Genomic DNA, 24,510 nt, shown 5'->3' on the forward strand with positions numbered 1-24,510 from the left:
TGTCATCCTTCAGCGGGAAACGGCTCCCTGAACTCATCGGCAAACGGCGAACTGGAGTTTCGATGTCTCCGACCGACAATTACGTCCGACGGGTCCTCGAGGCTCTATCAGCCGATGGGGAGCGGGTGGCCCTGCTCCGGGACGATGAGCGGTACACCGCCGGCGAGTTCACCCGGACCGTGGTCGCGGCGGCGGAATTCCTGCGCCGCCAGATAGCGGAGGAAGAAATTCCGGTAGTGGCCGTGCTGACGGTCTCCAACACCCCGGCCACCATCATTCTGCGCTATGCGGCGAACCTTGTCGGCGCCACGGTGGTCCATCTGCACTCCACCAACGCGGTGGATCCCACCGATCAGCTGGCCACCCGCGAGCGGTACGAGATCCTGAAGAGGACGGGCGCCACCTTCCTCGCCGTCGACGAGGAGAACCTGGGCCTGGCCCGGGAGCTGTGCGAGCGGCTGCCGGATCCGCCCCGGCTCGCCGCGCTGGGCTCCCTCGGCCCGGATGTGCTGGACCTGACCACGGGCGACGCGGACGCCTTCGACCTGACGGTCGTGGAGACCGACCCCGAGCGTGCGGCCGTAGTCCTGTTCACCAGTGGCACCAGCGGCACCCCGAAGGGTGTGACACTTCCCTTCCGCGTCCGAACGCTCTATCTGCGGGCGGGACTTGACGCACCCGCCCCGATCACCTACCTGTCGACGCTGCCGGTGAGCCACTCCAACGGCTCGGGCGCCGACCTCGCCCTCGCCTCCGGTGGCACGGTGGTCCTGCACGACGGCTTCGACGCGAGTGCGGTGCTCGGCGCGGTGGAGCGCCACCGGGTGTCCGCGCTCACCCTCACCCCTCCGCAGCTGTACATGCTGGTGGACCACCCGGCCATCAAGGGCACCGATCTGTCCAGCATCCAGATCATCTCCTACGGCGGCTGCCCCGCCTCCCCGGCCCGGCTGGCCGAGGCGGTCGAGGTGTTCGGCCCGGTGCTGCTGCAGTTCTACGGCACCACCGAGACCAGCGGTATCAGCGTGCTCGTCCCGCCGGACCACTTCGACCCCGAGCTGCGGATGACCGCCGGCCGGCTGACCGCCGAGGTGCGCATCCGCGACCAGGACGACCAGCGTGATCTGCCGGTGGGCGAGATCGGCGAGATCTGCGTACGGTCGCCGTTCAACATGCTCGGCTACTGGCGCGAGCCGGAGCTGACCGCGGAGACCGTACGCGACGGCTGGGTGTACACCGGCGACCTCGGCTCCCTCGACGAGCGCGGCTATGTGCGTCTGCACGGCCGGGTGGGCGAGGTGATGAAGACCAACGGGATCAAGGTCCATCCCCTCGCCGTGGAGAACGCGCTGCTGACCCACCCCGATGTCGCCCAGGCCGCGGTGTACGGAGTGGCCGACGGGGACCGGGTGGAACACATCCACGCGGCGGTCGTGCTCCGCCCCGGTGGCGCCGCCGACTTCACCTCGCTGCTCGACCATGTGACCGGTGAGCTGTCGCCCAAGCATGTACCTGCCGCCATCACCTTCCATGGCGACCTTCCGCTGACCGGTGCCGGCAAGCCGGACAAGCAGCGGCTGGCCGCCCAGAGGGCCGGGGCGTGACGCTCACGGCGGCGGCGGTGCTCGCCGAGTCCGCGCTGCGGCGCCCGGACCACCCCGCGCTCGTCTTCGGTTCGCAGCGCATCACCTACCGCGAGCTGTGGGACGCCACGCGGCGGTACGCCGCCGTACTGCGCGACCACGGCATCGGTGCGGGCGACCGGGTGGCGCTGCTGCTGCCGAACACACCGCACTTCCCGATGGTGTACTACGGGGTGCTGGCGCTCGGCGCCGTGGCCGTCCCGGTGCACGGTCTGCTGCGCGCCGACGAGATCGTCCATGTGCTGCGCGACTCGGAGTCGAAGGTACTGGTGTGCGGGGCGCCGATGCTGACCGAGGGCGCCAAGGGCGCGGAGGTGGCCGGGGTCCCGCTGATCACCGTTATGGAGGAGCACGACGGCGGCCGACCGCGCCTGGACGCCCTCGCCGAACACGCTGATCCGCTGGACCGCTGTGTGCCGCGCGAGCCCGGCGACCTCGCCGTGGTCCTGTACACCTCGGGCACCACCGGCCGGCCCAAGGGCGCGATGATCACCCAGTTCAACCTGGTGATGAACGTGAGCACCACGATGCTCTCGCCCTTCGACCTCGGCCCCGACGATGTGCTGCTCGGCTGTCTGCCCCTGTTCCACACCTTCGGGCAGACCTGCGGGATGGGCACCACCTTCCTGGCGGGCGGCACGATGGTGCTGATGAGCCGGTTCGACGGCCCCCGGGCGCTGGACCTGATGGTCACCGAGGGGTGCACCGTCTTCATGGGGGTGCCCACCATGTTTCTGGCACTGCTCGACGCCGCCGCCCAGAACCCCCGCCGCCCCGCCCTCGACCGCGCGTTCTCCGGGGGCTCGGCGCTTCCGGTGAAGGTGCTCGAGGACTTCCAGGAGGTCTTCGGCTGCCCGATCTACGAGGGGTACGGCCTGACCGAGGCGTCACCGGTGGTCGCCTACAACCAGAAGGCGTGGCCGCGTAAACCGGGGACGGTGGGGCGCCCGATCTGGGGCGTCGAGGCGGAGATCGCCGCGGCCGATGTGGAGGACCGCGTCGAGCTGCTGCCGACCGGCACGGTCGGTGAGATCGTCATCCGTGGCCACAATGTGATGGCCGGTTACCTCAACCGTCCGGAGGCCACGGCCGAGGTGCTGGTCGACGGGTGGTTCCGCTCGGGCGACCTCGGCACCAAGGACGCGGAAGGCTATCTCACCCTCGTGGACCGCAAGAAGGACCTGGTGGTGCGCGGCGGATACAACGTCTACCCACGCGAGGTCGAGGACGTGCTCATGCGCCACCCGGACATCGCTCAGGTGGCCGTCATCGGACTGCCCGACGAGGTGTACGGCGAGGAGGTGTGCGCCGTGGTGCGGCCACGACCGGGGACGGCCCCGGACGCGGCCCTGGGCTCCGGCATCGTGGAGTGGGCCAGGGAGCGGCTCGCCGGACACAAGTACCCGCGCCGGGTGAAGTTCATCGATGCCTTCCCCCTGGGCCCCAGCGGCAAGGTACTCAAGCGTGAACTCGTCGGCCGCTTCACCACGGACCGTAATTAATTGTCGTCTCAAGGGAGTTCCTGCCGGATACCTTTACCCGCACCCGCGCGCTCCACCAGTATGGGCACTCGTCTCACTGCCGGTGACGCGAGGAGTCGCGAGGGTGACCGACCAGCACGGAGCCGAGCCCGATGCCACCGCCGGGCAGCGGCCGTACGCCCAACTGTCCGACGCGGAACTCACTGAGCGCATCCGCTCCGGGGCGCCCACCGCTCTCCCTGCCACGCAGCAGCTGCGGGAGCGCCACCTGCCGGCGGTGCTGTCCTACGCCCGGCTCTGCGCCAGGACCCGGACCGACGCCGACCAACTCGCCGACCTGTCCTTCGGCCTCGCCGCGCAGGAGACCTGTCGCGGTATCGACCCCTGGGGACCGTGGCGGCACCATCTGCTGCTGCTCGTCCAGCGGGTGGCCGCCACCTGGGCGGAGGGCAACCGGGCGGAGAGGCTGGACCCCACGTTCGCCGAGTGGCTCGGCCGCTCCGGTATCACCGCGGACCGCCAGGCCGGACACCGGAGGGCGCGGGAGCGTTCGGCCATGCTCGGTGGCTTCCTCAGCCTCTCGGCGCGCACCCGTGATGTCCTGTGGTACAGCGTGGTGGACGAGGATCCAGACACGGCGGTGGCCACCTTCGCGGGGCTGGCGCCGCACACCGTTCCCACGCTCCGGGAGACGGCACGGGGCGCCCTGCGCGAGGCGTGGCTGCGGACCCATCTGGAGCGTGGCGGCGAGCAGACCTGTCAGGGGTTCCGGGGCCTCATCGAGGCGGCGGTACGGCCGGACAACCCCCGGCGCTGCGACGACCTGGACCGCCATCTGTCCACCTGCCCGTCGTGTGCCGGGGTGTACGGCGACCTGATACGGATGGACGAGGATCCCCGGACCGTAATCGCCGACGGGCTCCTGGGGTGGGGCGGGGCAGCCTATGTCACGGCGGGGCCGGTCGGCGGACTGCCCTCGGTGGGATCGGCGACGCCGAAGCCCGCGCAACCGCGGCAGCCGGACCCGCCCCTGGTCCCCGCTCCCCCGCCACCGTATCCCCCGCCGAGACCGCGGAGGGCGCGATGGTCGCGGGGGCCACCGGAGTCACAGGGGCCGCCGGAGGCACTGGCATCGCGCCGGACGTGCCGAACATGCCGATGGACGGTGGATCCGCGGGCCGGTGGCGCCGACCGGCCTGGACGGGCTCCCGGCCGCCCGCGACGACCGTGCTGATCGCGGTGGCGGCCGTGGCGGCGGTGGCCGCCACGGTCGCTGTCCTGGTGTCCGGCGGGGACGACATGACCCCGGCCGGTCGCACGAACACACCTCCGCCCGCGTCCGCCACCCCTTCGGCTCCTTCGGCTCAGCCGACGACGGATTCGCCGGCTCCGACGAAACGGCCACAGCGCCCGCCGAACCCCGGTGGTATGACCGAACCGCCCACGACCGCCCCCGCCACACCTCCCCCGAGCACCGCGCCGCCGCCCGACGCCCCGATTCCGGGTGACACCTACACGGCGGTGATCAACGCCGATTCCGGGCTCTGTCTGGACATCCGCGACCAGCGGCTGGAGAAGCGCACGGACGCCGTCCTGGCCCAGTGCGCCGGGACCGACACCCAGCGGTGGCGGCTGGACTCCGAGGGGCTGCTGCACACCGAGGCCGACCCCGACTTCTGCCTGGACTCGCGTGGGGACACCGACCGGGGTGTCGGCATCTGGCCGTGCTCCTCCGCCGAGGGCGACAACGGCGAGAACCTGCGGTTCGTGGTCGACCGCCAGGGGTTGATACGCCCTCATATCGCACCCGACTTCGCCGTCACCCCGGGCGACGACCCCGACAGCCAGGTCGAGCTCCGCTCGGCCGACGACCGGAACGACCAGCGGTGGACCGCCGGCCACGCCGACGCCTCAGCCGATGTTTCCGTATCGGGGCCCGCCCCGGCGCGGTGACCGTCATCGGCCCCCGCATTGCCGCCCTCAGACCACGGTGCTCCCGGCCTCCGTGGCGCGGCGGAAGAGGGCTGCCCACAGGAACGGCTCCCCGAACAGCGGGGATTCGGACGGCTCGTCGTGCATGCGGCGCAGCTCGAAGGCCGCCGAGGGGCCGGCGACACCGACCCCTCGGCGACTTTCTCATAGTCGTCCCCGCCGGTCAGCAGGTCAGCAGGTCAGCAGGTCAGCAGGTCAGCAGGTCAGCAGGTCAGCCAGCGTCCAGGCCGAAGAAGGTGATGGCCCGTGCGGCCATGCCGGCGGCCGGGAGGGAGTGTCCTGTGCCCTGAACGCTGATCGCCTCGACGGGGGCCTGGTTGCCCGTGGCGCCGTAGCGGGTGCGGGTCCAGGTGGGTTGCGGACGGTCCGTGAGGACGGGGGTCTGGCTCACCCCGAGCACGTTGGTCCACTGCTTGATCTCTTCGCCGAAGTTCGGATAGCGCAGGGTGCCGTCATCGGTGCCGTGCCACAGCTGCATCCTCGGCCGGGCGCCCTGGTATCCGGGGTAGGCCCCGCGCGCGAGGTCGCCCCACGCCTGCGGTGTCTGGGTGATGGTGCCGTTGGCGCAGGCGCTGTTCCAGCCGGAGCCGTCGGTGGTGGCGAAGCAGCCGAAGGGCACGCCCGCGAACGCCGCGCCCGCTTTGAACACATCCGGGTAGTCGCCCAGCAGGACGTTGGTCATCATGGCGCCCGATGAGGCGCCGGTGACATAGACCCGGTTGGGGTCGGCGTTGTGGCGCTGCTGGGCGTAGCGGACCATCGACACGATGCCCACCGGGTCGCTGCCGCCGTCGTGGCGCAGTGCCTGCGGGGAGGAGACGTCGAAGCAGGCGCCGCTTCTGGTGGCGGACGGATAGATGACGATGAAGCCGTAACGGTCCGCCAGGGAGGCGAACTCGGTGCCGGAGTAGAACGCGGGCCCCGAGCCGGTGCAGTAGTGCACCGCCACGAGGACGGCCGGCCGTGCCGCGACGTTGCTCGGCACGTACTCGTACATGCGGAGGTTGCTCGGGTTGGTGCCGAAGCCCGTGACCTCGGTGAGCGAGGCCGCCGCCGCGGGGGTCGGGGCCAGCAGGAACAGTGAGGCGAGCAGCGGCAGTACGCCGCCGAGTAACGCCGCGGCCATCGACCTCGGTGTCCTCCGGCGCCGTCCGGGTATGCGCGTGGTTCCCGCGGACGCGGGGGTGTGGTTCATGCGGCTGTCCTTCCTGGACTGAGACGGTGAGGGGGGCGGCTCATGCGCCTTTATGCGGCTCATGCCGCCCGTGCGGCCGACCCGTTGCCATACGCCGTGGACCCGGCATTGGTGGACGAGGGGGTGGTGGACGAGGGGGTGCCGATGCTGCCCGGCACCGACAGCAGTGCCCTCCACCAGACGTCGGCCATCTTGTCGTAGCCACCGGCGTTCGGATGCACCCCGTCGGCCAGATCCGCGGGCGTCAATGCCCTGTACATGTCAACCAGATGGACACGCTTGCCCGCGTTGACCTTGCTCTGCACGATGCCCGGGATCGCCGCGTTGTAGGCCCGCACGGTCGAGTCCAGGAAGCCCAGCGGGGTGATGGTGGCGACGAAGAGTTCCGCGTTCGGCGCCTGGGCGGTGACGTGGTCGATCAGGGTGGAGAGTCGGGCGGGCGCCCCGGCGGGGTCGCTGCCGTAGATGTCGTTGGTGCCGATGTGCAGCAGGATGGTGTGCGGGTTCTGGGCGCGGAGCCAGTTGACGACGTTGTCGTCGATCTGCTGGATCGTCCAGCCCGAGTGCCCCTCATGGTCGTGATCGCCCAGACCCGCCGGGCCGTTGAAGAGCGAGCCGACGAGATCGACCTTGTAACGGCCCGCCGTGAACTTCTGCCACAGGCCGACGCGGTAGCCGCCCGGAACGTTGAACCCGTCGGTGATCGAGTCTCCCAGCGGCATGACCTTCACCCCGCCGTTGGACTCGGCGCGGGCCGTACCGGCGCCGAGCGGGACGAGCACGGCGAAGACGGCGAGGAACACGAGTAAGGGGATCAGGGCGGCGAGCGGATGTCTGGTGCGTGTCATGGGCTTTCCTTTCGGCGGTCCAGGCGGTCCAGGCGGTCCATGAGGTTCGGTCCATGAGTCATGGGAGCCAGCGGAGTCATGGGAGCGCTCCCATATCGGTGTAGGGCACCACTCCCCCACCGTCAACCCCTCGCGTCCGCCCAGCCCTCGCGTCCGCTACGGCTGAACGGCGATCCGCCGGTGGAAGCAGACCCGGTGCTGCCCGGGGCCGTCGTAGTCGCTGTGCACGGGAACGCCGCCGATCTCCTGATCGCCCGGTTCGACGGTGAACCCCATGGCTCGGTGGAAGGCCACGGATCCGGTGTTCGCGGGCGAGGTGATGGCGCGCACCTCCCGGCGGCCCGCCTCGGCGGCGCGCTGGAAGAAGGCCGTGTAGAGCCTGCCGCCCACGCCCTGCCCCCGCAGTTGGGGGTCGACCCCGACGAAGTGGATGTACGCCTCGTCGTCGTTGTCCGCGGCGTGGAAGCCCACGAGGAACGCCTTGATCCGGTCCCCGTCCTCCAGCACCAGGCTGGTGCCGGAGAAGAACTGCAGAAACAGCCTGGGCACCAGCAGCGACAGCTCGCGCGCCTGCTCGGGGGTGCGTGAGTCGCCCCACCAGCTCCGCACGCACTCGACGATGGTCCCGTGGTCGGAGACATGGGCCCGGCGCAGTGTCATCTCGCTCATACCGCACCAGACTAGTACTGCAACGGTGCTTGCTGTGACTGCTGGCCAGTTTCAGGGGCTGTGTCCGCGTCGTTTGTGGTGACTGATTCGGGCCTGGTGCTGGCGTCGGCGGCGCCATGTCGACCAGTGCAGGATGTGGTCGACCGGGGTGGGGTGGCGGTTTGTGAGTCGGGTGATCAGGCGTCGGATCTCGGCGAGGCTGAGGTGGATGAGCTGGGAGGATCCGTTTCTGCTTTGTCGGCGTCGAGTTCACGGGCGCGCAGGATGGTGAGGCAGGCGTGGGCGGCCATGGCCAGGGTCATGTGGCGGTGCCAGCCGGGGTAGCGGCGGACTTGGTAGTCGTCCAGGCCGCATTCCTGCTTCGCGGTCTGGAAGCATTCCTCAACGGCCCATCGGCTGCCCGCGATGCGGATGAGCTCGTCCAGAGTGGTACCGGCCGGGCAGTAGGCGATGTAGTAGGAGATCTCCTCGGGCCTGCTGACGCTGCGGCGGGCGAGGACCCAGTGCCGGCGGTCATCGCGGTGCCAGGGCCGGACCTCGACGCGGGCCCAGTCATAGATCCGCGGGCCATGTGCCCCCTTGCCGCACGAGCGGCGCTTCCACTTCTGGTGTGGGAGGCCGGGGAACAGGTCGTGGACGGGGTGGTCGATGGACCAGCGGGTGACGACGGTGTCGTGCCGGGTGGTGGCCATGACGTGGAAGACATCGGCCTGTTCCAGCTCGGAGCGCCAGCCCTTGCTGAAGCCGTAGGCGGCGTCCGCCGTCACCCATCCGAACGGGATCTTGTCCCTGATCGCCCGGCGGATCATCGCCTTGGCCATGGTCACCTTCGTCTCGAAGGCGACGCTGTCGTCGATGCCGGCCCGTCGGCACCTTTCCCGGTCGTCCGTCCATGACGTGGGCAGATACAAGCGGCGGTCGATCAGCGTGCGTCCACGATTCGTTGCGTAGGCGAGGAACACACCGATCTGGCTGTTCTCGGTGCGTCCGGCGGTGCCGGAGTACTGCCTTTGCACGCCGGCCGAGCGGATGCCCTTCTTGAGGAAGCCGGTGTCATCGACGATCAGAACGGCTTCCCGGTCTCCGAGCTGTTCGACGACGTAGTCACGTACGTCGTCCAGGACCTCGTCGGCGTCCCAGTCGATCCGGTTCAGCAGCCGGTGGATGCGGTCGGGCCCCGTGTGCCCGGCTTCTTCCGCGAGCGTCCAGCCGTTCTTCCGCTCCAGCGGAGCAATCAGCCCCCGCATATAGGCCAGCGCCGACTGACGTGGCTCCTCCCGGTTGAACCGGTGCACGAACCGCTCGTGCACCGCACTCAGTTCCCCGGCCCACAACCTGACATCAGCAAGGTCCCCACCCATAACCGGACCAACGACTGAGCTGGCCAGCAGTCACGGCAAGCACCGTTGCAGTACTAGGGTCTGTTGCGAAAGTGGATCTTGGTCGTGGATGATCATGCGCTGTGGCGCGTGGGGATCTTACGGATGCGCAGTGGTCGCGGCTGGAGCCGCTGCTGCCGCGCGGGAAGAAGCCGGGGCGGCCGCCGATATGGACCAGACGGCAGCTGATCGACGGGATACGGTGGCGGACCCGGGCCGGGACGCCCTGGCGGGACGTGCCCGAGCGGTACGGCCCGTGGGACCGGGTGTACGAGCTGTTCCGGCGATGGCAGCGCAATGGCACATGGAAGCGGATCCTGGAACAGCTCCAGACCGAGGCCGACGCGAAGGGTCTGATCACCTGGGACGTCAGCGTGGATTCCACCGTCTGCCGTGCCCATCAGCACGCCGCGGGCGCCCGTAAAAAGGGGACCTCCAGAAGGAGCCTCCCGGCGGCGTCGATACCGAGCCCGACGACCACGGCCTCGGGCGGTCCCGCGGCGGACTGACCACGAAGATTCACCTCGCCACCGAGCAGGGACAAAAACTGATGTCCCTGATCATCACGGCCGGACACCGGCACGACAGCCCGCAGTTCCAGCCGGTGCTGGAGAAAATTCGGGTCCCCCGCACCGGTCATGGCCGGCCCCGCACCAGACCCGACAAGGTCCGCGCGGACAAGGCCTATGGCTCCCGCGCCAACCGCTCCTACCTGCACCGACGCCGGATCGACTGCACCATCCCGGAGAAGGCCGACCAGGTCCGCAACCGTAAGAAGCGCGGCTCTCACGGCGGACGCCCACCGAAGTTCGACAAGAACGACTACAAGCAACGCCATGCCGTGGAGTGCGGCATCAACCGGCTGAAACGCCACCGGGCCGTGGCCACACGGTACGACAAACTATCCGTCCGCTACGAAGCCACCGTGCTGGTCGCGGCCATCAACGAGTGGCTGTGACCAGCACTTTCACAACAGACCCTAGTCGGGCAGGCCCCGAGCGGGCTGAACCAGGCTTCCGCGGGGGCTCGTTCACCTACGGGTGATCGGCGCGAGCGGCCGCCTTCCCCTCATCACCGCGCCAGATCGGTGCGGCGCGGTGATGAGGGCCGGAAGAGCGGCGGACGTCAGAGGGCCGTCATGACGTGCTTGACGCGGGTGTAGTCCTCGAAGCCGTACGCGGAGAGGTCCTTGCCGTAGCCGGACTTCTTGTAGCCGCCGTGCGGCATCTCGGCGGCGAGGATCATATGGGTGTTGATCCATACGCAGCCGAAGTCCAGTGCCTTGGACATCCGCATCGCGCGGGCGTGGTCCTTGGTCCACACCGACGAGGCGAGGGCGAACTCCACGCCGTTGGCGTACGCGACGGCCTGAGCCTCGTCACGGAACGGCTGGACGGTGATGACCGGGCCGAAGACCTCGTTCTGGATGATCTCGTCGTCCTGCCTGAGTCCGGAGACCACGGTGGGCGCGTAGAAGAAGCCCTTGTCGCCGACCCGGTGGCCGCCCGTCTCCACCGTGGCGTGTGCGGGCAGCCGCTCGATGAAGCCGGAGACCTGGGCGAGTTGGCCCGCGTTGTTCAACGGCCCGTACAGCACCTCCTCGTCGTCGATGCCACCGCCCGTCCTGATCGCGGCGGCGGCCTTGGCGAGCGCGGTCACGAACGCGTCGTGGACCGACTCGTGGACCAGGACCCGGGTGGCCGCGGTGCAGTCCTGTCCGGCGTTGAAGAATCCGGCGAGGGAGATGCCCTCCACGGCCTCCGCGACATCGGCGTCCTCGAAGACCACCGCCGGGGCCTTGCCGCCCAGTTCCAGATGGACCCGCTTGATGTCCTTCGAGGCCGACGCGGCGACCTGCATGCCCGCGCGCACCGAGCCGGTGATGGCCGCCATCGCCGGGGTGGGATGCTCGACCATCAGCCGGCCGGTCTCGCGGTCGCCGCACACCACGTTGAAGATGCCGGCCGGGAGGCCCATCTCCTTCAGGATGTCGCCGATGATGCCCGCGAGCAGCACGGTGGAGGCGGGGGTGGTGTCCGACGGCTTGAGGACGACGGTGTTGCCCGCGGCGAGAGCCGGGGCGAACTTCCAGACGCCCATCATCAGCGGGTAGTTCCACGGCGCGACCTGCGCGCACACCCCGATCGGCTCGCGCCGGATGATCGAGGTCAGGCCCTCCATGTACTCGCCCGCCGACCGGCCCTCCAGCAGCCGCGCGGCACCGGCGAAGAACCGGAGCTGGTCGACGATCGGGGCGATCTCCTCGGTGAGGGTGAGGGCGCGCGGCTTTCCGGTGTTGCGGCACTCCGCGTCCGCGATCTCCTCCGCCCGGGCCTCGACCGCGTCCGCGATCCTCAGCAGCAGCCTCTGCCGGGTGGACGGGGTGGCGTCGCGCCAGACGGGGAAGGCCGCCGCGGCGGCGGCCATCGCGGCGTCGACGTCGGCGGCGCCCGACAGGGGCGAGGAGGCGTACACCTCGCCCGCGACGGGGTCGGTGACCTCCAGGCGGCGGCCGTCGGCGGCGTCGGTGTAGGTGCCGTCGATGTGGTTGCGCAGGGCGAGAAGCTCGCTCATCGTTCCGTCTCCATGATCGTGCCGGGTGCTGCGGAGAGATGTTCGTGCACGGCCAGCCAGTGGCCGTGGGTCTGACGGCGGAAGACGATGGTCTCGCGCTCGTGAGTGGTCTCCTCACCGGCCGTGGTGCTCACCGTGGTCTTCACCAGATGGGTGAACACGGCGGTGTCGCCGAGGAGTTGGACCAGCCGGTCGGTGGAGGCGCAGGCCAGGACGCGGAAGCCGTCCTCCGCGACCCAGCGGTCCCACAGCGCCCGGTACTCCGCGGTGGAGGTGAGCCGTTCGGAGGTGGTGTGGAAGACGAACGTGGCGTCGGGTGCGAACGCCGCGAAGTAGTCGTCGAGGCGGCCTTCGCCGAACGCCGCCACCACGGCGTCGGCGGCCTGCAGAACCTCGTCGTTCATGGGGTGGTGCTCCTTGCGTGGGTGGTTCAGCCGACGCGGGCCACGGCCCGTACGGGGGCGCCGTCGGCCGCGGGGAGCCGCAGCGGCAGCAGGGAGACCTCGATGGGTTCTCCCGCCGTCTGTGCGTCGAGCAGGGGGTCGAGACCGGTGAGGTTCTCGGCGATGACGGCGTGGGCGCCGCACAGGATCCGGTGGGCGGGAAAGTCGTCGGCGGGGGTGGGGTCGACGCTCAGCGCGTCGATGCCGACGGTGCGGATCCCGGCGGCCACCAGGAGTTCGGCGGCTTCCCGGGCCAGATACGGATGGGCGAGGTAGTCGTCGCCGCCCCAGTGCCGTGACCAGCCGGTGGCCACGAGCACGATGTCTCCGGCCCGCGGGCGGCCCTCGGACAGGCATCCCTCGAACAGGGACGGTCCGAGCGGGGTCCGGGGCTCCGCGCCACGGGCGTCCACCACCACGGCCCGGCCCCAGAAGCGCTCCAGGGGCAGCGCATCCAGGGTGGGCAGCGCGTCGTCGATGTGGAACGGCGCGTCGACATGGGTGCCGGACTGCGACCCCATGTCCAGGTGCAGCACGTTCACCCCGTCGGCGGCGGCGCTCAGCGCCGGGGCGATGGCCACCTGCGGATCGCCGGGGTAGACCGGCATTCCCGTGGCGATCGGGACGGACAGGTCGATCAGGCGCACGGCGGCCTCACGCCCCTTCCGCCACCGCGGTCACGGGCGCGCCGGTCTCCGTGGTGATCGGCGGAACGGGCGCGTCCGAGGCGCGGACCAGCCGCGGCCCCTCGGGCCCGTACACCTCGCGCGGCTCGGGGAAGATCCACAGCAGGGTCAGATAGAGGAGCGCGGCGGTGGCGAGACCGACCGGCAGCGAGATGTCCGCGCCGTCGGCCAGATCGCCGAGCGGGCCGACGTACTGCCCGGGGACGTTGACGAACATCAGGGCGAGCACCGCCGCGGTCAGCCAGGCGCCCATGCCACGCCAGTTCCAGCCATGGTGGAACCAGTAACGGCCGCCGCGCTGGCGCCGGTTGAACACCTGGAGTGAATCGGGGTCGTACCAGCCGCGCCGGGTCACATAGCCGAGCACCATGATGATCATCCACGGGGCGGTGCAGGTGATGATCAGCGTGGCGAAGGTGGAGATGGACTGGGACAGATTGGCCGCGAACCGGCCGAGGAAGATGAACCCGATCGAGAGCACTCCGACGAACAGCGTGGCCTGCACCCGGCTGAACCGGGTGAACACGCTGGAGAAGTCCAGGCCGGTGCCGTAGAGCGAGGTGGTGCCGGTGGACAGGCCGCCGATGAGCGCGAGCAGGCACACCGGCAGGAAGTACCAGCCGGGCGAGATGGCCAGCAGCCCGCCGACGTAGTTCGGCGCGTCCGCGTCCATGTACGGCGCGGCCTTCTTGGCGATGATCGAGGCGGTGGCCAGACCGAAGAAGAACGGCAGGATGGTGGCGATCTGCGAGGCGAACGCCGCCGTGACGACCTTCCGGCGCGGGGTGTCGGCGGGGATGTAGCGCGCCCAGTCGCCGAGGAAGGCCCCGAAGGACACCGGGTTGGACAGCACGATCAGCGCCGAGCCGATGAACGCGGGCCAGAATCCGGCCGTGGACACCGAGGCGAACGAGCCCTGGTAGCCGGGGTCGAAGTCCCCCACGAAGGCGAAGAAGCCGAGGACGAACAGTGTCGAGGCCGCCACCACCGCGATCTTGTTGACGAAGAGCATGAACCGGAAGCCGTACACGCACACCGTCAGCACCAGCAGCCCGAAGATGCCGTACGCGAGGGCGAACACCCCGTCGTTCTGCTCCACGCCCATCAGCCGGTGGGCGCCGCCGACCAGCGCGTCTCCGGAGGACCACACCGAGATGGAGAAGAACGCGATGGCGGTGAGCAGCGACAGGAAGGAGCCGACGATCCGCCCGTGCACCCCCAGGTGTGCCGAGGAGGAGACCGCGTTGTTGGTGCCGTTGCGCGGGCCGAACACCGCGAGCGGGGCGAGGATCAGGGACCCGCCCACCACGCCGAGCACGGTCGCCGCCAGGCCCTGCCAGAAGGAGAGCCCGAAGAGGATCGGAAAGGCGCCGAGCACACAGGTGGCGAAGGTGTTGGCGCCACCGAACGCCACGCGGAACAGGTCGAAGGGGGTCGCGCTGCGGTCCGCGTCGGGGATGCGCTCGACCCCGTAGCTCTCGACCTCGGTCAGTGCCGGGGAGTCACTCATCCGTTGTCTCCCGCTTCCCCTGTAGTGCGAGCAGGCTGATCAGGTCGTAGGCGACGTGGGAGGCAGCGACCGAGGTGATCTCGGCGTGGTCGTAGGCGGGCGCCACCTCCACCACATCGGCGCCGACCAGTCGGCAGCCGGCCAGTCCGCGCAGGATCTCCAGGAGTTCGCGCGAGGTCAGGCCGCCCGCCTCCGGGGTGCCGGTGCCGGGGGCGTGGGCCGGGTCGAGGCAGTCGATGTCGATGGAGATGTACAGCGGCCGGTCGCCGATGCGCTGGCGCAACTGGTCGGCCACCTCGTCGGCGCCGCGCCGGTAGACATCGGCGGAGGTGACGATGCCGAAGCCCAGCTTCTCGTCCTCGGTGAGGTCCTGCTTGCCGTACAGCGGGCCGCGGGTGCCGACGTGCGAGAGGGCGGAGGTGTCGACGACACCCTCCTCCACGGCCCGGCGGAACGGGGTGCCGTGGGTGTGCTCGGCGCCGAAGTACGTGTCCCAGGTGTCCAGGTGCGCGTCGAAGTGGAGCACCGCGACCGGGCCGTGCCGCTGTGCGGCGGCGCGCAGCAGCGGGAGCGCGATGGTGTGGTCGCCGCCGATGGTGACCAGTCGGGTGCCGTCGGCCTGCAGGCCGTTCGCGGCGTCCTGGATGGTCTCGATGGCCTCGCCGATGTCGAAGGGGTTGACGGCGATGTCACCGGCGTCGGCCACCTGCTGGGTGGCGAACGGCGACACATCGAGGCCCGGGTGGTAGGGGCGCAGCAGTCGGCTGGCCTCGCGCACCGCGGCGGGCCCGAAGCGGGCGCCGGGGCGGTAGGAGACACCGCCGTCGAACGGGACACCCACCACGGCCACGTCGGCGCCGGACACCTCGTCGAGGCGGGGCAGCCTGGCGAAGGTGGCCGGGCCGGCGAAGCGCGGGACCCGGGAGGAGTCGACGGGCCCTCGGGGTTCGGTCATGGTTCTCGCAGTCCCTTCTTCACGTGCGCCGGTGGGGTCCGGTCGGGCGAGTCTGCACAGCGGAGGAACCGCGCGACAATCGTTGCTGAGACAAAGAGTTAGGCTCAATTTGTGGTGAACAACAAAGAGCAGGGTGTGACGGTCGACGATCTGCTGTCGTATCCGGCCCTCCAGCTACGTCTGATCGCGGGTGGCGCCGGGCTGCACCGCTCGGTGTCCTGGGCCCATGTGAGCGAGCTGGACGACCCCACGCCGTGGCTGCTCGGCTCCGAAATGATCATGACGACGGGGATAGCGATGCCCCGCTCGGCGGCCGGACAGCGCGGCTATCTCGAGCGGCTCGACGACGCCGGGGTGGCCGCCCTGGCCGTCTCCGCCCAGCTGCGCATGCCCCCGCTGCGCCGGGCGTTCTTCGACGCCGCCGAGGAGCGGGGCATGCCGGTCCTGGAGATCCCGCTGGCCGTGCCGTTCATGGCGGTGGCGCAGGAAGTGGCCGCCGCCGTCCAGGAGGACGCCCGCCACCGGCTGGGCGCCCAGTTGCAGGTGTTCGGCGCGCTGCGCTGGCTGACCTCGGAGAATCTGGACACCGCGACGCTGTTCAGCCGGCTGGAGAAGCTGTCCGGTTACGACATCTATCTGTGCACCCCCCAAGGCCGTCCGCTGCTGCCCGGTGTGCCCGCGCCCGACACATCCGTGATCCCCGGCTCGGCGGACGCCCCGCCGACCATCCCCGGCGGCTTCGCCCTCCCGGTCCCCTCCCCCGGTGGCCCGGCGGGTTTCCTCATCGCCTTCGAACGGGAGGGCGCCCGCCCGGCGGGGCTCGCGGTGGTGCAGCACATCGCCACGGTGGCCGCCCTCCAGGTGGCCATGGTCCGCACCGAACGGGAGACGCTGCGCCGCGAGGGCGCGGAGATCCTCGCCGAGCTGCTGCAGGGCGCGCTCGAACCCGCGGTGGCGCGGCGCCATCTGCTGCGCCACTCCATCGAGGGCGAGACCGTGCTGGCGGTGGTCCGGGGCGCCACCGAGGACGCCGTGCTGCGGGCGCTGGAGGATCAGCCGTGTCTGCTGCTCAAGCGCGGCGAGGACCGCTATCTGCTCGGCTCACCGGGCCTGGGTGACGCGGTCGAGACGCTGCCCGGCGTGGCCGCCGGGATGAGCCGCCCGTTCAGCCCGGGCACCCCGCTGCGGATCGCCCAGCGCGAGGCGCTGTGGGCGGCCTCCCACGCCGTCGCGTCCGGCCGGGCCCTCGTACGGTACGGCGACGATGTCACCGGCCGCTGGCTGCCCGACGACCCGGCAGCCCTCACCGACCTGGTCGAGCATGTGCTGGGCGAGGCGCAGCGCTACGACGCGGGGCATGGCTCACGGCTGCTGCCGTCGGTGCGCACCTGGATGGAGCGCGATCGCCGTACGGACGAGGCGGCCGCGGCGCTCCATGTGCACCCCAATACGCTGGCCTACCGGCTGCGCCGCTTCAGCGAGCTGACCGGCCGCGATCTGTCCAGCACCGGCGCGTTCGCCGAGGTCTGGCTGGCGATCCGGGCCGCGGGACAGCTCGGCCTGCTCGACTGAGCACCCCGGCCCTGCCATCCGCTCAGTGGGGGCGCCGGCCCCAACAGGTGATGAGCGGGGCGGTGGTGACGTCCATCCCCTCGCCGCGCAGGTGGTCCAGATGGCGCTCGATCTCCTCCTCGGTGGCCAGCTCGCCCGCCACCAGCCGCCCGCGCAGCTGACGCACGGTGGCCGCCTCCAGCTCCCGGCACGCCGGGGAGGTCAGCGGGAAGCAGCCCTCGGCGCGTACGTCGTGCAGCCCGGCGCCGCGCAGCAGGGCGGGCAGGGTGCGGCCGAAGGCGAGGTCCACACCGCGCTCGGCGAGCAGCGCGCGGAACCCGCGGCGGATCCGGTTGGCCAGCTCCTCGGCCGGGCCGCGCTCATCGGGGCAGGCGAGGGGCTGGAGCGCCGGGTCGGCGTCCTCCACCACCAGCCACCCGCCCGGCCGTACCGCCTCGGCCATCCGCCGCAGCGCCTCGGCCCGGTCGGGCAGATGCACCAGCACCAGCCGGGCGTGGACGAGGTCGAAGCCGCCACCCGGTGGCTCGTCGCGGGCCACGTCATGGCGCCGCACCTCGATCGGGGCGGCGGCCGGGCCGGACAGCTCCGTCAGCCAGGAGGTGTCGATGTCGGTCACCAGCACCTGTCCGGTGGGCCCGGTCCGCTCCGCGAGGGCGGTGGGCACCGACGGGCCGCCCGCTCCCACCTCCCAGCAGCGCCAACCGGCGGCCAGGCCGAGGTGGTCGAGGTGGTCGAGGGTCCACGGGTCGAAGAGCTCGGCCAGCGCGTCGAAGCGCCGCCCGGCCTCGCGTTGCCGGTTGTCCAGCAGATAGCCGGTCTCGGATGTCATGCGTCCCATCCTCCCGTGCGGGCCGCCGTCAGCGTGTCCAGGGCGGTGACGGCGACATGGAGCTGGGTGCGCTGCACACCGGACTCCAGGTCGCGGCCGAGCAGCCGTTCGATGGTGTGCAGCCGCTGGTAGAACGCCTGGCGGGAGAGGCCGATCTGTTTGGCGGCGATGGACTTGTTGCCCGCGGCGAGATAGTGGCGCAGCGTGCTCAGCAGATCGCCCGCATGCCGCTCGTCGTACTCGATCAGCCTGCCCAGCTGGTGCTCTACGTACTTCTGCACACGGACGTCGTCGCGGAGCGCGTACAGCAGCTCGGGCAGTCCGACGTCGGAGGGCACATGGAACGGCCGGTGCGGGGTGCCGGGGCCGATGGCGTCCACGACCTCCTCGGCCTCCCGGAACGCCCGTGCCACCTGGTCGATCTCCGTCACTCCCGGACCGACCGCCACCACCCCCGGCTCGCCCAGTGTCTCCTCGGTGAGCCGGCTGACCCGCTCCACCACCGGCTGCCAGGCGCTGGCCCGGGCCAGCGCGAGCAGCACCCCGGTCCGGTCCGGGGAGAGCCGCCCCACCAGGGCCCTGATGCCGGAGTCCCGCAGGGCGTCGGCGAGCCGGTCGTCCAGACCCGTCTCGTCGGCGGTGGCGCCGTGGTGGCCGATGGCGAGGGCGATGAGGCGGTGGCCGACGACGGGTATGCCGAGGGCCTCGATGCGGATGCGCGCCTCGGTACGGCCGCGGTAGCTCCAGCGCAGCAGTTCCAGCAGCGCGCAGGTGTGGGCCTGGCGGTCCCACTGGGTGTGGCCGGTCAGCCGGGCCAGGGTGAGCGCGGTGGCGGCGCGCCTGAGGATCATGGTGTGTTCCGGGTCGGCCGCGGGGGCGGCCGCGTCCGGCAGCGCCACCAGCCGTCCCCAGCGACGGCCGTTGTGCTCGACGGGGGCCACCAGCCAGTCCTCGGGTCCGCTGGCCCCCGCGGTGTCGGGGGTCGGCGTGGCACGGGAGCGGCGCGGCCACGCCTCCAGGACTTTGCCGGCCGTGCCGCCCGCCGTACCGGAGACCACCGCGTGGTGCAGCAGGTTCTCCAGAACCACCGGGCGGCCCATCAGATCGGCGGCGGCGCGGACCAGCTCCTTCGGCTCCGCGTTGCGCAGCGTCAGCGCGGTGAAGATCTCATGGACCTGCTGGGAGCGGCGCAGCAGCTCGCCCTGCGCGTCCAGGATCAGCGCGTGGACGGTCTGGGTCACCTCGATGAAGCGGATGCCGCGGGACAGGACGATCAGCGGAAGGTCCCGTGCGCGGCAGGCGGCCACCAGGTCCGGTGGCACCTGCTGGTAGCGGCGGCCGAGCTCCACCACGAGCCCCGCGGCGCCGATGTCGGCCAGCTGGTCCACATAGCCGCGCAACCGGCTGGGGTCGTTGGGCTGGGGCATGCCGGTGGTCAGTACGAGCTCTCCGCCCTCGAGGAACGAGGCGGGGTCGAGCAGCTCGGTGACATGCACCCAGCGGACCGCACGGGCCAGCTCCCCCTCACCGGCCATGACACGGGGAAGTCCCGCGACGATGACGGGAAGGCGCAGGACGTCGGCAACCGTGAGCAACGGCATCTGGACGGACTCCCTCCGGATACCGCTCATCATCGCAGAGCCGGGCCACCGCGCCCAGGGCCACCGAACGGGGCCCGGACGCGGCGGCGGGCGGCCTCACGGACGGCGTGCGATGAGGTCGGCGATGGTGGCGATGGGTGAGGTACGGACACGTCCGCCCGCCTCATGGCGGTCGGCGAGGCGGTAGGCGACGTACAGGCCGCGCACCCCCAGCCAGCGGAACGGCTCGGGCTCCCAGGTGCCCGGGGCGTGGCCGGTCCACGGCAGCCGGGTGAGCCGGGTGTCGCGCTCCAGGACCAGATCGGTGAGGGTGCGGGCGGCCAGGTTGGTGGAGGTGACTCCGTGGCCGACGTATCCGCCGGCCCAGCCGAGCCCGGTGGCCCGGTCCAGGCCGACCGTGGCGGACCAGTCGCGGGGCACGGCCAGCACCCCGCACCACGCGTGGTCCGCCCGGACCCCGGCCGTCTGCGGCAGCATCCGCTCCAGGGTCCGGATGAGCTGACCGATCGTCCGCTCGCCGACCCGCCCCTGGTGGTCGGTGCGCGAGCCGAAGCGGTAGGGCACCCCGCGGCCGCCGATCGCGATCCGGTCGTCCGCGGTGCGCTGGGCGTACATATGGCCGTGGGCGGTGTCCCCGAGGGTCTCCCGGCCCTCCCAGCCGATCTCCCGCCAGATCCGGGCGGGCAGCGGTTCGGTGACGATCATGGAGCTGTTCATGGGCAGCCAGGCCCGCCGCAGCCCCTTGAGGGACGCGGTGAACCCCTCGGTGGCCCGGAGGACGACGGGGGCCCGGACGGTGCCGTGCGCGGTGATCGCACGGCCCGGTTCGATGGCGGTGACCGGGGACTTCTCATGGATGGTGACACCGAGCCGTTCGACGGTGTCGGCGAGGCCGCGGACCAGGGCGGCCGGCTGCAGCCGGGCGCAGTGGGGGGTGAAGGCGGCGGCGGTGACCCCGTCGACGCGGATGCGCCTCGCGGATTCGGCGGGGGTGAGCAGCACCGAGTCGGCCACCCCCCACTCATGGTCCTGTTCGACCTTGTGGCGCAGCCGGGTGGCCTGGGCGGGGGTGCGGGCGACGCGCAGGGTGCCGCCCTTGACGATGCCGGCGTCGATGCCCTCGCGGGAGGCGACGTCGATCACCTCGTCCACCGCCTCGTTCATGGCCCGCTGCCAGTCCAGGACGGCGGGCCTGCCATAGGCCCTGGCCATCCGGTCGCGGGCGCCGGGGATCAGTCCGGAGGCCCAGCCGCCGTTGCGGCCGGAGGCACCGAATCCGGCGAACTCGGCCTCCAGGACGGTGATCCGGAGACCGGGGTCGGCGTGTTTGAGGTAGTACGCGGTCCACAGCCCGGTCAGTCCGGCGCCGACGACGCACACATCCGCGTCGCGGTCGCCGGGCAACGCCGGGCGCGGGGTGGGGAGTTCGGCGAACCAGTGGGCGACGCGGCCGTTGACCGGTGCCGGACGGCCGGCCGTGGTGGCGGTCATGGATTCCCTTCGCGGGGTGGGCGGTGGCGGGAGTGGCCGGGGCGGGGGTCAGACCCCGAGCAGTCCGGGCAGCTCGGACAGGTCCTTGATCTCCTCGTACGGCTGGAAGGCGGGCGAGCCGGGGAAGCCGTAGCGGTTCACCCAGATCCGCCGCATGCCCGCGTAGCGCTTGGTCGGCATGATGTCGTACTCCCAGCCCTGGGCGGTGTGGATGATGTCCCCGGGGCCGCGGCCGGTGGCCTTCATGAGGTACTCGAACGCCTGCGGCAGCGGCTTGTAGGCGCCGGCCTGCTCGGCGGTGAGCACATGGTCGAAGTCCACGCCCAGTGCCTCGACGGCGTAGGCGATCAGGTCGTCCTCGCTGTTGGAGAGGATCGCGATGTCGTACTCGCCCTTGAGGCGGCGCAGCGCGTCGGGGACCTCGCGGAAGGGGGTGAACTTCTTGATGGCCTCGATCAGCGCCTCGCCGTCCTCGTCCCGGTACTCCAGGCCGTGCAGTGTCATGACGTTGCGCAGGGTGCGGCGGACGATCTCCCGGTAGGGCAGGTATTCGTCCAGGACGCCCTGGAAACGCATCACATACGCGTCGTGGTGGAACTGTTCGGGGTCGACACCGAACTCGGCGAGCCGGTCCTTGACGATCTCGTGAGTGGCGGTGCGGGTGTCGAAGTTGATGAGCGTGCGGTAGCAGTCGAAGGAGACCAGCTTGCGCATGGGTGCGTCCTTTCCGAGGCGGTGACAACGTTATTGACGATGCGTCAGGTAACTATTTGGTGGAGCGTCAGGCGCGGCTGCTGGCTTCGGCCAGGCCGAGGTTCTTGGTCTCGGGGGCGAGGAGGACGGAGACCACCAGGCCGATGAGTGTGATCGCCACCCCGATGGCGAGGGTGCCGCGCACCCCGAGGTCGGCGGTGGCCATCGGGAGCAGGAAGGTGCTGGAGGCGGAGCCCACCCGGCTCATGGCGGTGGCGACCCCGACGCCGGTGGCCCGCAGATCGGTGGGGAACAGCTCGCTGGGATAGACGAACTGCAGTCCGCTGCCCGCGGCCTCGAAGAACTGGAAGGCGGCGAAGAGGCCCACCACCAGGACCGCGTAGTGCAGTGGCAGCACGATGAGCGCGATCAGGGAGACATTGATGCACAGGAAGCTGCCGATGAGCAGCGGACGCCTGCCGATGCGATTGACCACGACCAGTCCCAGGCCCGTTCCGGCGACCGCGATCGTGGTGATCAGCGCGCTGGCGCCGAACGTGCCGGTCACCCCGAAGGATTCCAGCATCTGCGGCTGGAACGACCGCACCGCGAAGGCGGGCGCCACCTGACAGATCCAGAACAGCGAGCAGAACAGCGCGGGGATCCCGTAGCCGCGGCGGAAGATCTCGGCGAGATTGCCCATCCCGGAGCCGCCGCGCCGGTCCTGGCGGGTCTCGACGAGCAGTTCCTCGGCGCTGACCTCCTGGCCGAGGTGGCGGCGTACGACCTCTCTGGCCTCCTCCACCCGTCCCCGCGACGCCAGCCACCGTGGCGACTCGGGAACGCCCGCCCGCAGGAGGAGGAAGAGCACGGCGGGGACCGCTCCGGAGGCGAGCATCCAGCGCCATGCGTCGTCGCCGGTGCCCAGCAGCAGCCACCCGGCCCAGTAGCTGACCCCGTAGCCGACCCACCAGGCCAGGACCAGCCCGGACAGGGCGGGGCCACGCATCCGGCGCGGCACCAGCTCGGTGGTGAGGGCCGAGGCGATCGGGTAGTCGGCGCCGATGGCGATGCCGATGAACAGCCGCAGCACCAGTAGCTGCCACGCCTCGGTGACGAAGAACTGCAGCGCGGAGCCGATCACGAACGCCGCCAGGTTGATCACATACATCAGATGGCGGCCCGCCCGGTCGGTGATCGGGCCGAACACCACGCCACCGAGGAAGACGCCCACCAGGACGGACGCCGCGACGAGCCCGGTCCACAGCGTGTCCAGGGCCAGGGCCGGGGTGATCAGGCTGAGCGCCACCCCCATGATGCCGAGCAGATAGCCGTCGCAGAACGGACCGCCCATGGCGACGAGGACCATCCTGCGGTGGAAGGCGGTGACGGGGGCGTTGTCCAGGGTGGGCGAGGAGTTCTGGTGGGGCTCTCGGGAGGTTCTGGGAAGGGACATGCTTGCTTCTCCTGGGGACGAGGAGGGGCGCTGCGGCGCGGGCCGATGCCGGGGGTGGCGGGGCGGTGGCGGGCATCGTGTGTCAAGCATTCGGTGGGCACGCACGGCGGTGTACGCGGTCGGGACGCATGCGGCGGGGGAACCGCGCGGTGGGCGGGGTGTGGCCCGGGGACGGGGATGGGCTCCGGAGCGACCGGTGGCGCGTTCCGGCTGGCCATCACCCTGGTTCAGCCGACGGCCACCGTCAACGTCCACCGTGTTCCGTCCCTCGTCATCGGGTGGACACTCTGTCCGTTGTCCACCGGCGTGGCGGCGGTCAGGCTTGAGGCGTCCGCCCGTATCCGTCACGCCCGTGGGAGACCCGTCATGACCGATGCCACCGCCGCGGCAGGTGTTCCAGGCGGGCAGGTGCGCTTTCCCGCCGACCGGCCCGTGGGGGCCGGACGTGGCTGACCGGCTGGTCGTCCTGTACCGGGACCATCTGCCGCCCAACCGGGCGCGGATCGAGTCCCTCGCCGAGACGGTGTACGCCACCGAGGAGGAGCTGCCGCTGTTCCTCCCGGGGGCGGACGCCCTGCTCGCGTGGTGGCCGCTGTCCACCGCGGTGGCCGCCGCCTGGCCCGGCGATCCGGCGAAGGCGCCGCGCTGGGTGCATGTGGCGGCGGCGGGGGTGGACCCGTTTCTCTTCCCCGCGCTGACCGGCAATCCCGAGGTGGTGCTCACCAACGCGCGGGGCGTCTACGACCGGCCCATCGCCGAGTACGTCCTGGGGCTGATCCTCTCCCTCGCCAAGGACTTCCCCGGCACCTGGGAGCATCAGCGCCGCCGGGAGTGGCGGCCCTCGGACAGCGACCGCATCGGCGACCGTACGGTCCTGGTCTGGGGCACCGGCTCCATCGGGCGTGCCGTCGCCCGTCTGCTGCGCGCGGTCGGCATGCGGGTCAGCGGTGCCGGCCGTACACCGCGGACCGGCGACCCGGACTTCGGCGTGGTGCACGGCCCGGCGGCCCTGCTCGAGGCGCTGGGCGAGGCGGATTATGTGGTCCTGGCCGCCCCGCTCACCCCCGCCACCCGTGGCATGGTCGACGCGCCCGTGCTGGCGGCGATGAAGCGGGGTGCGCGGCTGGTCAACGTCGGGCGTGGCCCGCTGGTCGACGAGCAGGCCCTCGTCGACGCCCTGGCCCAGGGCAGGCTGGCCGGGGCGGCGCTGGACGTCTTCACCCACGAGCCGCTGCCCGTGGAGTCGCCCCTGTGGGAGATGCCGGGCGTCATCGTCTCCCCGCACACCGCGGGCGAGGTGACGGACTGGCGCGGTGACCTGGGCGAGCTGTTCCTCGACAATCTGATCCGGCGGAGCGAGGGCCGTCCGCTGCGCAATGTGGTCGACAAGGCCCTCGGCTATGTGGTGGACGATCCGGCCCGGCCACGGTAGGAGGCCCGCCGGGGCGGGGCTCCTGACCGCGGCCGGGTGTCCGCCCGGTGCCGGGCGGCGG

19 protein-coding genes and 3 pseudogenes are annotated in these 24,510 nt (G+C 71.1%); 7 read left to right on the forward strand and 15 right to left on the reverse strand.

The genetic code is table 11. The annotated features are described in order from the left end of the window. Window positions 1–62 precede the first annotated feature (62 nt). From CGL27_RS04525 to CGL27_RS49795, 4 genes are all read left to right on the forward strand, one after another. The gene (locus tag CGL27_RS04525; RefSeq protein WP_119984719.1) at window positions 63–1,604 is read left to right on the forward strand and encodes a fatty acid--CoA ligase family protein; all 1,542 of its coding nucleotides are present in this window, start codon (window positions 63–65) and stop codon (window positions 1,602–1,604) included. Next, on the forward strand, window positions 1,601–3,145 hold the full coding sequence (locus CGL27_RS04530) for a long-chain fatty acid--CoA ligase (protein ID WP_119984721.1): 1,545 nt from the start codon (window positions 1,601–1,603) through the stop codon (window positions 3,143–3,145). Before CGL27_RS04525 ends, CGL27_RS04530 begins: the two co-directional genes overlap by 4 nt. A 103-nt stretch (window positions 3,146–3,248) precedes the next feature. Next, the gene (locus tag CGL27_RS49790; protein WP_162952871.1) at window positions 3,249–4,358 is read left to right on the forward strand and encodes a hypothetical protein; all 1,110 of its coding nucleotides are present in this window, start codon (window positions 3,249–3,251) and stop codon (window positions 4,356–4,358) included. Window positions 4,359–4,552: 194 nt separating this feature from the next. Then, the gene (locus tag CGL27_RS49795) at window positions 4,553–5,077 is read left to right on the forward strand and encodes an RICIN domain-containing protein (protein WP_162952872.1); all 525 of its coding nucleotides are present in this window, start codon (window positions 4,553–4,555) and stop codon (window positions 5,075–5,077) included. A gap of 27 nt (window positions 5,078–5,104) precedes the next feature. On the opposite strand, the pseudogene CGL27_RS04540 reads toward CGL27_RS49795, so the two are convergent. The 5 genes and pseudogenes from CGL27_RS04540 to CGL27_RS04560 form a co-directional block, all read right to left on the reverse strand. Continuing rightward, window positions 5,105–5,215: pseudogene (locus CGL27_RS04540) on the reverse strand (SAM-dependent methyltransferase); the annotation flags it as partial. 121 nt (window positions 5,216–5,336) lie between these two features. After that, window positions 5,337–6,242: pseudogene (locus tag CGL27_RS04545) on the reverse strand (PHB depolymerase family esterase); the annotation flags it as partial. Between the two features lie 128 nt (window positions 6,243–6,370). Continuing rightward, the gene (locus CGL27_RS04550) at window positions 6,371–7,159 is read right to left on the reverse strand and encodes an SGNH/GDSL hydrolase family protein (protein ID WP_119984727.1); all 789 of its coding nucleotides are present in this window, start codon (window positions 7,157–7,159) and stop codon (window positions 6,371–6,373) included. 156 nt (window positions 7,160–7,315) lie between these two features. Beyond that, entirely contained in the window at window positions 7,316–7,828 is a 513-nt protein-coding gene (locus CGL27_RS04555) for a GNAT family N-acetyltransferase (RefSeq protein WP_119984729.1), read from the reverse strand. 176 nt (window positions 7,829–8,004) lie between these two features. Further along, window positions 8,005–9,189, reverse strand: a complete 1,185-nt coding sequence (locus CGL27_RS04560; protein WP_119983735.1) for an IS701 family transposase — start codon at window positions 9,187–9,189, stop codon at window positions 8,005–8,007. Between the two features lie 101 nt (window positions 9,190–9,290). Here CGL27_RS04560 and CGL27_RS04565 point away from each other — a divergent pair. After that, window positions 9,291–10,165, forward strand: a pseudogene (locus tag CGL27_RS04565) (IS5 family transposase). 167 nt (window positions 10,166–10,332) lie between these two features. Here CGL27_RS04565 and CGL27_RS04570 read toward each other — a convergent pair. The 5 genes from CGL27_RS04570 to speB are packed head-to-tail and all read right to left on the reverse strand — an operon-like array spanning window position 10,333 to window position 15,375. Further along, complete coding sequence (locus tag CGL27_RS04570) at window positions 10,333–11,781, reverse strand: gamma-aminobutyraldehyde dehydrogenase (protein ID WP_119984731.1); 1,449 nt, start codon at window positions 11,779–11,781, stop codon at window positions 10,333–10,335. Next, on the reverse strand, window positions 11,778–12,185 hold the full coding sequence (locus CGL27_RS04575; RefSeq protein WP_078638594.1) for a nuclear transport factor 2 family protein: 408 nt from the start codon (window positions 12,183–12,185) through the stop codon (window positions 11,778–11,780). The genes CGL27_RS04570 and CGL27_RS04575 overlap by 4 nt, the downstream gene beginning before the upstream one ends. A 26-nt stretch (window positions 12,186–12,211) precedes the next feature. Next, on the reverse strand, window positions 12,212–12,871 hold the full coding sequence (locus CGL27_RS04580) for a cyclase family protein (protein WP_119984733.1): 660 nt from the start codon (window positions 12,869–12,871) through the stop codon (window positions 12,212–12,214). A gap of 7 nt (window positions 12,872–12,878) precedes the next feature. After that, complete coding sequence (locus CGL27_RS04585) at window positions 12,879–14,420, reverse strand: cytosine permease (protein WP_078638596.1); 1,542 nt, start codon at window positions 14,418–14,420, stop codon at window positions 12,879–12,881. Beyond that, entirely contained in the window at window positions 14,413–15,375 is a 963-nt protein-coding gene (speB, locus tag CGL27_RS04590) for an agmatinase (RefSeq protein WP_014058268.1), read from the reverse strand. Before speB ends, CGL27_RS04585 begins: the two co-directional genes overlap by 8 nt. A 111-nt stretch (window positions 15,376–15,486) precedes the next feature. On the opposite strand from speB, the gene CGL27_RS04595 reads away from it, so the two are divergent. Then, entirely contained in the window at window positions 15,487–16,947 is a 1,461-nt protein-coding gene (locus CGL27_RS04595) for a PucR family transcriptional regulator (protein WP_119984735.1), read from the forward strand. 22 nt (window positions 16,948–16,969) lie between these two features. On the opposite strand, the gene CGL27_RS04600 is transcribed toward CGL27_RS04595, so the two are convergent. The 5 genes from CGL27_RS04600 to CGL27_RS04620 form a co-directional block, all read right to left on the reverse strand. Beyond that, on the reverse strand, window positions 16,970–17,785 hold the full coding sequence (locus CGL27_RS04600) for a methyltransferase (RefSeq protein ID WP_078638598.1): 816 nt from the start codon (window positions 17,783–17,785) through the stop codon (window positions 16,970–16,972). Next, on the reverse strand, window positions 17,773–19,377 hold the full coding sequence (locus tag CGL27_RS04605; RefSeq protein WP_119984738.1) for a PucR family transcriptional regulator ligand-binding domain-containing protein: 1,605 nt from the start codon (window positions 19,375–19,377) through the stop codon (window positions 17,773–17,775). The genes CGL27_RS04600 and CGL27_RS04605 overlap by 13 nt, the downstream gene beginning before the upstream one ends. 96 nt (window positions 19,378–19,473) lie before the next feature. Continuing rightward, window positions 19,474–20,868, reverse strand: coding sequence for an FAD-dependent oxidoreductase (locus CGL27_RS04610; protein WP_119984740.1), 1,395 nt, complete (start codon window positions 20,866–20,868; stop codon window positions 19,474–19,476). Window positions 20,869–20,916: 48 nt separating this feature from the next. Then, window positions 20,917–21,582: an HAD-IA family hydrolase gene (locus CGL27_RS04615; RefSeq protein WP_119984742.1), complete on the reverse strand. Its 666-nt coding sequence runs from the start codon at window positions 21,580–21,582 to the stop codon at window positions 20,917–20,919. A 67-nt stretch (window positions 21,583–21,649) separates the two neighbouring features. Further along, window positions 21,650–23,017, reverse strand: coding sequence for an MFS transporter (locus tag CGL27_RS04620; protein ID WP_119984744.1), 1,368 nt, complete (start codon window positions 23,015–23,017; stop codon window positions 21,650–21,652). Between the two features lie 445 nt (window positions 23,018–23,462). Between CGL27_RS04620 and CGL27_RS04625 the strand changes: the two genes are divergently transcribed. Further along, the gene (locus tag CGL27_RS04625) at window positions 23,463–24,449 is read left to right on the forward strand and encodes a D-2-hydroxyacid dehydrogenase (RefSeq protein WP_205587622.1); all 987 of its coding nucleotides are present in this window, start codon (window positions 23,463–23,465) and stop codon (window positions 24,447–24,449) included. Window positions 24,450–24,510: the final 61 nt, after the last annotated feature.

It is taken from the genome of Streptomyces sp. 11-1-2 (assembly GCF_003595545.1).
GTDB lineage: Bacteria > Actinomycetota > Actinomycetes > Streptomycetales > Streptomycetaceae > Streptomyces > Streptomyces hygroscopicus_B.

Excerpts from the sequence above, each read along its gene's own strand:
- CGL27_RS04610 (WP_119984740.1), bottom strand. The coding sequence starts at position 20,868 with ATGACCGCCACCACGGCCGGCCGTCCGGCACCGGTCAACGGCCGCGTC.
- CGL27_RS49795 (WP_162952872.1), top strand. The coding sequence starts at position 4,553 with ATGACCGAACCGCCCACGACCGCCCCCGCCACACCTCCCCCGAGCACC.
- CGL27_RS04555 (WP_119984729.1), bottom strand. The coding sequence starts at position 7,828 with ATGAGCGAGATGACACTGCGCCGGGCCCATGTCTCCGACCACGGGACC.
- CGL27_RS04600 (WP_078638598.1), bottom strand. The coding sequence starts at position 17,785 with ATGGGACGCATGACATCCGAGACCGGCTATCTGCTGGACAACCGGCAA.
- CGL27_RS04585 (WP_078638596.1), bottom strand. The coding sequence starts at position 14,420 with ATGAGTGACTCCCCGGCACTGACCGAGGTCGAGAGCTACGGGGTCGAG.
- CGL27_RS04620 (WP_119984744.1), bottom strand. The coding sequence starts at position 23,017 with ATGTCCCTTCCCAGAACCTCCCGAGAGCCCCACCAGAACTCCTCGCCC.
- CGL27_RS04560 (WP_119983735.1), bottom strand. The coding sequence starts at position 9,189 with ATGGGTGGGGACCTTGCTGATGTCAGGTTGTGGGCCGGGGAACTGAGT.
- CGL27_RS04550 (WP_119984727.1), bottom strand. The coding sequence starts at position 7,159 with ATGACACGCACCAGACATCCGCTCGCCGCCCTGATCCCCTTACTCGTG.
- CGL27_RS04525 (WP_119984719.1), top strand. The coding sequence starts at position 63 with ATGTCTCCGACCGACAATTACGTCCGACGGGTCCTCGAGGCTCTATCA.
- CGL27_RS04615 (WP_119984742.1), bottom strand. The coding sequence starts at position 21,582 with ATGCGCAAGCTGGTCTCCTTCGACTGCTACCGCACGCTCATCAACTTC.
- CGL27_RS04570 (WP_119984731.1), bottom strand. The coding sequence starts at position 11,781 with ATGAGCGAGCTTCTCGCCCTGCGCAACCACATCGACGGCACCTACACC.
- speB (WP_014058268.1), bottom strand. The coding sequence starts at position 15,375 with ATGACCGAACCCCGAGGGCCCGTCGACTCCTCCCGGGTCCCGCGCTTC.
- CGL27_RS04575 (WP_078638594.1), bottom strand. The coding sequence starts at position 12,185 with ATGAACGACGAGGTTCTGCAGGCCGCCGACGCCGTGGTGGCGGCGTTC.
- CGL27_RS04605 (WP_119984738.1), bottom strand. The coding sequence starts at position 19,377 with ATGCCGTTGCTCACGGTTGCCGACGTCCTGCGCCTTCCCGTCATCGTC.